Annotated in this window: 7 protein-coding genes; 2 read left to right on the forward strand and 5 right to left on the reverse strand. The window is 33.7% G+C overall.

All coding sequences use genetic code 11. From position 1 onward, the window contains the following. Positions 1 to 150: 150 nt before the first annotated feature. Positions 151 to 825, forward strand: coding sequence for an HAD family hydrolase (locus MXE28_RS11125; protein WP_226974257.1), 675 nt, complete (start codon positions 151 to 153; stop codon positions 823 to 825). Positions 826 to 928: 103 nt separating this feature from the next. Here MXE28_RS11125 and MXE28_RS11130 read toward each other — a convergent pair whose 3' ends face one another. The 5 genes from MXE28_RS11130 to MXE28_RS11150 form a co-directional block, all read right to left on the reverse strand. Next, positions 929 to 1,516, reverse strand: a complete 588-nt coding sequence (locus MXE28_RS11130; RefSeq protein WP_021840962.1) for a hypothetical protein — start codon at positions 1,514 to 1,516, stop codon at positions 929 to 931. 97 nt (positions 1,517 to 1,613) lie between these two features. Beyond that, entirely contained in the window at positions 1,614 to 2,417 is an 804-nt protein-coding gene (locus MXE28_RS11135; RefSeq protein WP_021842385.1) for an IS3 family transposase, read from the reverse strand. Positions 2,418 to 2,448: 31 nt separating this feature from the next. Continuing rightward, positions 2,449 to 3,087: a helix-turn-helix domain-containing protein gene (locus MXE28_RS11140; RefSeq protein WP_226974258.1), complete on the reverse strand. Its 639-nt coding sequence runs from the start codon at positions 3,085 to 3,087 to the stop codon at positions 2,449 to 2,451. A gap of 221 nt (positions 3,088 to 3,308) precedes the next feature. Further along, positions 3,309 to 4,076, reverse strand: a complete 768-nt coding sequence (locus MXE28_RS11145) for a DUF1828 domain-containing protein (protein ID WP_021841289.1) — start codon at positions 4,074 to 4,076, stop codon at positions 3,309 to 3,311. A gap of 22 nt (positions 4,077 to 4,098) precedes the next feature. Beyond that, on the reverse strand, positions 4,099 to 4,587 hold the full coding sequence (locus tag MXE28_RS11150; RefSeq protein WP_021841288.1) for a hypothetical protein: 489 nt from the start codon (positions 4,585 to 4,587) through the stop codon (positions 4,099 to 4,101). Between the two features lie 312 nt (positions 4,588 to 4,899). Between MXE28_RS11150 and MXE28_RS11155 the strand changes: the two genes are divergently transcribed. After that, a complete protein-coding gene (locus MXE28_RS11155) occupies positions 4,900 to 5,175 on the forward strand; it encodes a hypothetical protein (RefSeq protein ID WP_021841287.1) in 276 nt (91 codons plus the stop codon). The last annotated feature ends 194 nt before the right edge of the window (positions 5,176 to 5,369 follow it).

Consider the following 5,369-nt stretch of genomic DNA (forward strand, 5'->3'; position numbering starts at 1 on the left):
TTAAACATATAAATTCGTGATTAAAATTTTGTCGCATTTGATATTGCAATTAGCACAGGAAATTCTGTTTACAATGCACATTTTTTCACCTATACTAAAATAAATATGCAAATTTGAACGACTTTACGCAAAATATAAGGAGATTTACTGATGAAACGCTATACTACAGTTATATTTGATTGTGATGGAACGATTTTAAATACACTGGACGACCTCATGGATTCCATGAATTGTATTTTGAAAAAACATAATTATCCAACTCGAACTCTATCTGAAATTCGTAATTTCGTCGGCAACGGCCTCGGTAAACTGGTAGAACGTAGCGTTCTCACCGGCACTGACCTCAAAGTATCTCAAGAACAACTCGATACCATGCTCACTGAACTGAAAGAGTATTATGCGGAACACAACAATGATAAAACCGCTCCTTACGAAGGGCTCTATGAATTACTGGCGGAACTGAAAAAACAAGGCTATAAAATGGCCGTTGTATCTAACAAAGTGCAAGAAGGTGTGACTGCTTTAAACGGCCAATATTTCAAAGAATATTTCAACGTAGCCATTGGCGAAACACCGAACCGCAAACGTAAACCGGAACCGGATATGGTGAATGCAGCCTTAAAAGCACTTAACAGCACGCCGGAAGAAGCCGTCTATGTAGGCGATTCTGAAGTGGATCTTCAAACTGCTAAAAACTCCGGACTCCTCCCTATCGCTGTAACCTGGGGATTCAGAGATGAAGAACTGCTGAGAGAATTGGGTGCAAAACATGTAGCATATAAACCGGCGGATGTGATGGAGATTTTAGGTGAATTAAACAAATAATATCCTCAATTTATGAATATCCCCCATATTCATAAAGCCAAAAAGAACCGGAAAAATCCGGTTCTTTTTTTCTAATGCTATTATTAATTTACTAAATCCAACGTTATTTCAATGTAATAGAAACACCATGTGGTTTATTAGGATCCATAGCTGAAGCTAAATCATCCAAACTCACTTTCAAATCAGTATCAGCTACAACTTTAGCATCAAAAGTTGTACCAGCCGGGAATGAAATATTTTTCCCTTTCATAAAAAGTCCACCCACAACAGAAACTACAGCAGCTACAGCAATTGCACCACCATCATTACCGGCTTTTTTCTCCCCAATATATTCCAATGGAATGGTAACATTGTTAATAGTTTTTACGGAGTCAACAGAAAACTCCAATTTTCCCGAACGGCCAAATAAACCGTTCTTTCTTGCCCCTACAACAAAAGCATGCACTTCAGTACCAGCCGGAATAACAACAACATCATTAATAATAATATTATCTACAGTCTTCATCGGAATAATGTCATTCTTATGAGCTTTTTTGGAACTTAATTCATTTTCCAGCCTAACAGCTATTACTGTATCTGCAGGAATGTATGCATGCCCCACCGGCACTTTAGAAACCTTAATATCCGGTTCCTGTAAAATTGATGGGACAAATGGCGTATAGCCTGTTTCACTTTGTGTTTTCGTTCCCACATCAGCCGCCTGAACAAGAACTGCTGTATTTATCCCTGTAGCAGTTAATAATGAAAAGCATAACCTGATCTGCACCCATTTTCTTGGACAGAAGTAATTAAGCAACTTTTTGGGAATGGGTCCGGTATTCTACCGGACTCATTCCTTTTAATTTAAGTTTGATACGTTTAGTATTGTAATAGTCTATGTAATCTCTTAGTTTATTGATAAAATCTTCGCAAGAAGTAAAGTCTTCTAAATACAGCAATTCTGACTTTAGTAAACCGAAGAAATTTTCCATCACGCTATTATCCAAACAGTTCCCTTTTCGGGACATACTTTGGATGATGGCGTGATTTTTTAATGTCTCTTGATACTCCTTATGTTGATATTGCCAGCCTTGGTCTGAATGTAATATACATCCTTGGCTATTAGGTCTCATAGTAAATGCCTTATTTAGCATAGAAAGCACTTGCTTTAATACAGGGCGTTCAGATATTTCATAAGCGACGATTTCACCATTATACATATCTAGGATAGGCGATAAGTATACTTTGCGACCAAATAAGTGGAATTCAGTAATGTCTGTTGCCCATTTTTGATCTGGTTTTGTAGCATTAAAGTCTCGATTGATGATATTAGGAGCGATTTTTCCTTCGGAACCTCTATATGATCGATACTTCTTAAGCCGAACCTGACAGGTTAATTTCTCTTCTTTCATAAGACGCATTACAACTTTATGATTTATACAAAATCCTAATTTATGTAGTTCTACAGTGATTCGACGATATCCATAACGACCCTTATTTATCGCTACAATTGTACGAATAGCTTCTCTTTCATCTGCATATTTGTCTCCCTTTTTTATAGCAGCAAGACGTGCATAATATGTACTTCGACTGATACCAAAATAATTGAGCATAAACTGAAGTGGATATGTTTTCCTTAGTCTTTCAATTGCGATTGTTTGTTTTTTTTACAGATCGGTTAGGTTTAGCAATTTTACGCATTTCTTCCATAAAATCATTGTAAAACGAAAGTTCATATTTTAACCGGGCATTCTCTGCTTCAAGTGCTTTGATGCGTTCTTTGTCAGACTTAATAGATTGATTATTTTGTTCTTTAGGTTGTTCTTTAGGTTGTTTTTTAGGTTGCATAGGTGGTCTACCTTTAGGTTTAGGCTGTAATCCTGATATTCCTTCATCTAAATAACTCTTTTGCCAAATTGCAATTAAGCTAGGATTATCTAAGTTAAATAATTCTGCTGTTTCCTTAAAGGATAAACTATTTGCCCATCTAGTTTCAATAACAGTTTGTTTAAATTCAGCTGAAAAATTACGTTTCCTTATTCTTCTGTTTGTCGAATAACCATTCTTATACTTAAATAACCAGTTACGTACGGTACCTTCAGGAATATTTAATTCTTTAGCAGTTGCATGGAATCCCCATCCACGCTCAAATAGATAGTAAACTTTTTCTTTGATTTCTTTAGAATACTTTGTCATAAAAAAACTGCACCTCCAAAAATTGTGTCCAATTTTTGGGGTGCAGTTCAACCCTAACGCAAGCCCTTTTTTAAAATACTTTTTCACGCTAACCTCCAAAAATTTAACAATAAATACCCTAAAATCCCTAATCAAGTACATTTCACTTCTTGATAATTTGATTATAATATACGATTTAATATCCTGTAAATCAATTTTTTTATATAGTTTTCAACAAAACAAAAAACGAAAGGGTTGTAACGAAATATCGTTATAAAACGATTATTTCAGTTACAACCCCAAACAAAAACAGTTTTTATATACAAAAACTATGCCAATACCTTCTTAAAATAGTTAGGTGCCACTTCCTCAAAATCAGAAAAATCATAAAACTGCTTATCAGCAAGCTTCATAATTTTTTTCTGTGTTGATTTAGATAATTTATCATATGAGTCATGAACTACGACACTCATAAAAGGGTAGTTTGCAACTTGCAATGTATAAATATTAATAATAATATCTTTAGCTTTTGATTCACTGCTTACAGGGAATAGAAATATGGATTTATTATTGTTTTTAAAAACATAATCAATTTTCAAATCTGTTTCGTCACTTAATGGTATAAAACCCTCTTGAAATAAATACTTATTTAATGATTGGTTTACAAATTTATTAACCTTTTCATAAAATATGCTTGCTACTGTTTTGCGTTGTAATAAAGTAAAACTCAAAACACTCGTAATTAATTGCGTAAATTGCATTATATTATTAAACAATTGGTCTAGAGTGCTAGACATTGAAATCACACCTGTCTCTAAATCAATATTTCCACGAGCTTGATAGACTATTCGATGTAATAATTGAGTCTTATTATCAGTATCTATATCAAATACATACGATAGACGCATTAAAGTTAAACCACAGTCTATAATGTTTATAGCATTCACGTCATTGATTTGAAGGAAAATATCAAACATATCTCCATCAGGATGAAATACAGGGATCATTAATTGATACAATCCATCACGTTTTTTAACTAACGAAAATTGATTTGCAAAAGATTTTCGCAAACAATCTTCCACAACTTTTATATCCATAATACCCCTTCACCTCTTTCTATTACTTTTCAAACAAAGAAACATTCCAAGCTGATGGAAAATAATCTTTTGCATCTAAAATACTACATGTTGTAAGGAAATAATAAATGGCACTGTCAAAAGTAGAATAAGAACTGGTAACCTCTATACTTTTCTCTACAGTATAAAAAGTCCCATTATAATCTTCTAATTTGCACCTATGAATATGAGTAACAAAATGCTCTTTCAAACTTAAATTTCCACCATGTGGTCCATTGCATCTAAAAAGAATAGGATCATTATCAAATTCACTACATAATAATTGTAACCCAATAGAATAATTTTCAGGCAACATCTCGCTTTGACGCATGAAAACTCTGAATTTTTCATTATATTTATCCGAATAAACTTCAAATGTTTTTCTTCTGCAGCCACTCTGAATTGTAAATTCCTTCCTTGGATTTTTAATAATTCGCTTAGGAATAGAAATCAATTCATCTAAATATTCCTGAGTAATAGGTGACTTAGCCAATTATATCATATCCCCTCTTATAAAAATATATCTGTATTTTTATTCTAAGGTTATGCAGTCATTTATCATATATTGCTATAAACTTATAACCCTTTCCCTATATTTAAACATATGTTCACTTTTATTATACTACTTCTATCCTTAGCAAACAATGGTAAAACAAAGCAAAATATCAATCATTTATCAATTTTATTATCATATCACCACTCTTTTTCCACGAGTTAGCTCCGTCTTCCCTATACCCCTCCTTGATTCTCAACTCCAAAACACTTATAATCAAATCAGAAGGTATTATATAAGGAGGTTATTATTATGAAAAAATGGTTATCTGCACTAGCACTCACTGCTGTTATCGGTCTCGCAGCATATCCTATGGTTCAGGCATATGGGAACTCCCCAATGAACGGTTATCAATATGATAATTCCGGCTATAATAATGGGGCTCCATGCTACGGCTATAACGGTTATAACGGCAATTATGGCTCCGACGATAATGAACGCAATACTATGATGTACAACGGCAATAGCTATGGTCATCATCACATGATGAACTACGACAACAACTCGCGCTCCACCTATTGTCATTAATCACTCCACTTATTGTCATTAATCGATCTACCTACGGCCGTTAATATTTCTATCTATGGCCGTTAATATCTAAACTTAAATCGAAAGGGTCAGTAACGATTTTATAAAAGTTAAAATCGCTACTGACCCTTTATTGTTTAATAAGGCTTATAGGACAAAAAGTGTGTGTGGCTTTTTTAAATTAATCCCAATAA

The sequence above is a fragment of the Veillonella sp. KGMB01456 genome (assembly GCF_023051165.1).
Classification (GTDB): Bacteria; Bacillota; Negativicutes; order Veillonellales; family Veillonellaceae; genus Veillonella_A.

What these genes read in the sequence shown, in the direction of transcription:
- MXE28_RS11125 (WP_226974257.1), top strand. Translation starts at nt 151, where the DNA reads ATGAAACGCTATACTACAGTTATATTTGATTGTGATGGAACGATTTTA.
- MXE28_RS11135 (WP_021842385.1), bottom strand. Translation starts at nt 2,417, where the DNA reads ATGCTCAATTATTTTGGTATCAGTCGAAGTACATATTATGCACGTCTT.
- MXE28_RS11145 (WP_021841289.1), bottom strand. Translation starts at nt 4,076, where the DNA reads ATGGATATAAAAGTTGTGGAAGATTGTTTGCGAAAATCTTTTGCAAAT.
- MXE28_RS11155 (WP_021841287.1), top strand. Translation starts at nt 4,900, where the DNA reads ATGAAAAAATGGTTATCTGCACTAGCACTCACTGCTGTTATCGGTCTC.